Genomic DNA, 2111 nt, shown 5'->3' with positions numbered 1-2111 from the left:
ATTTATAGAAACCTTACCTTTAGCGAAACAAAAAATGCTGCAGGACATTCCACCCGCAGCATAAAAAATTAATCCTGACCCTATAAAACTTCAAATAAAAAATCCTCAAACTGTCAGATCATATACTAAGCAGAACACATTATAATATCAATCAATTATAAGGAAAATATACATTGCTCTTGTTTACCTTCATCAAATAATACCCAAACGTGACCCAAAATGTTGTTTAAAATTTTCTGTAAGAAAAGATACAAATATTCCAAAGGTAAGCTTGTGTGCTTCACCAGGAAAATTAGTTCTCCAGAGGATATTGTGTATTTTATTCAGACGCAAATAGAATCTAATTAGAATAATTAGAGTTTAAATTAACGGATAATTGCTCTCAATAGCGATTGGTCAGCCAGTACTGCTGTTCATGGTAGCAAATAGCAAATCTTTGTGGGTATGTCCCTTTACGAACGTAGTAGCAAAGTCCGTGCTTACCCATATAAAATTTGCAACTAAAGTATTCGTCATTTTGTAGTGAGTTTCACAACAGCAGTCTTGCCACTCCAAAATCCACCGCTCAAATGAAGATCATAGACTTTTTTGCCCGGTACTTCAAAAATGAGTAGTCCGGATTTTGTAATTTGCGGATTACACTGTTTTAAGAATAGCGTCTCTTGTCCAGACATTTCGAGTGCAGCCTCACCATCAGTAGAACTTTCGAATTCAGTTCCGTTTTCATCTGTTAATTTAAAGAATGAATTGTCAAGAGTATGTTCTTCGTTGTCGTTGTTGCGAAACGAGACATTGACAATAAGGAAAATGCCGTCAGCGGTCTTTTGAGCAAAATCACTGCCAACTGTCTTTGCAAATTTTGCACTATTAACACGATAAGAGAAATTGCCTACTTCAATTTGATCGCCAATTTTTTTGTAATCTGGTTTATCACTAACGGGACTATTTGAAGTTGCATTGTCGCTGCTGGAAGTGTTTGTTGAAGCAACTTTTACTTTGTCATCACTATTGTCTTTGTCAGGTCCCACGATAAGACCAATTACGAATAATACACCGACACCAAAAAGGATTTTTTTGCCGACGCTCAATTTTTTCTTTGGCTTTTCCATAAACGGTTACTTTTAAAGTTTAGACTGGTTAAATGAATAAACGATGGATATTTCTTGAATAGCAAAATACGCATCGGTAGGCGTTCTGCTGAAGTGGCATCAGGTTTATTTCTTATGTCTGTTGTATTTGAGCTCTAATTCTAAAAGTTCAACAAAATAATCACTTCCAAATATTGTCTGATTCTTTCAAGCGATTAAAAACAATAAGATAATTCAGAAACGTTGCCGCAAGAAAAAACCATCCTCAACAGATGGCTTCCTTGTTATTTTTTTAAAAAATTATTTTACGTATCTGAATTTTGTATTGGACAGGATTTTATTGGCCTGCTCCAGTTTCTCCGGAAAAAGCACTTTACCGGAAGATTTTTTACCCACCTTCAGGTTGATCCCTAATGATGCTGCTTTTTTAGCGGCCTGCTCTTTACTATTGTCTTTCCGTTTCATGCTACAAATTTAATCTTTTTTCGGTCTTACTAAATAGCCAAAATAATCTACTCCTTTCTCAAAGGGAACATCCAGGAAAGTGTCCATTGCTCTTAGTAGTCCAAATATTTCAAAATCAGTACTTAGTTCCTCATAATTCAGGGTAATAGCCATTCTGTAAAGCCTTGTTCTTTCCGGTGTGCTGCCTGCAAAAAATACCCATTTCTCCGGGTATGCTTCAAAGAAAATGATTAATGCTGATACTACGGTAGCGAGTATCTTATTTCTGTCTTTGTTATCATCCCTTGCCAGATCATCAATACTACCATCTGCTTTTTTATTTCCAAAAGCCAGATTCACTATTGTATCATCTTCGGTAGGAGTAAGCTGAATTATCTTCGGGATAGCTCCTTTAGGGCCAATACTTGTAAGCTCGAATGTAAATTCCGAGCCATGTTGACCACCCATTCCGATGATATTGACCACTGATTCCGACGATGCTGACCACCCTTACTTTTTAGGTTAACCGGCATTATTCCGACGATATTGACCACCCTGTTTTTTTTGATTTGGCCCCGG

3 protein-coding genes are annotated in these 2111 nt (G+C 36.7%); all 3 read right to left on the bottom strand.

Translation table 11 applies throughout. From position 1 onward, the window contains the following. Positions 1-512 precede the first annotated feature (512 nt). Positions 513-1109 carry a DUF4352 domain-containing protein gene (locus tag VIL26_08850; protein HEY8391033.1) on the bottom strand — a complete coding sequence of 199 codons (597 nt, stop codon included), beginning with the start codon at positions 1107-1109 and terminating at the stop codon, positions 513-515. A gap of 279 nt (positions 1110-1388) precedes the next feature. After that, positions 1389-1553: a hypothetical protein gene (locus VIL26_08845; protein ID HEY8391032.1), complete on the bottom strand. Its 165-nt coding sequence runs from the start codon at positions 1551-1553 to the stop codon at positions 1389-1391. Between the two features lie 9 nt (positions 1554-1562). After that, positions 1563-2000 (bottom strand): hypothetical protein, encoded by a 438-nt coding sequence (locus VIL26_08840; protein HEY8391031.1) that lies wholly within the window; start codon positions 1998-2000, stop codon positions 1563-1565. Positions 2001-2111: the final 111 nt, after the last annotated feature.

Source organism: Clostridia bacterium, assembly GCA_036562685.1.
Lineage (GTDB): Bacteria > Bacillota > Clostridia > Christensenellales > DUVY01 > DUVY01.
The sequence above is the reverse complement of the archived record's forward strand: the minus strand, read 5'-3'. Positions and strand labels throughout refer to the sequence as shown.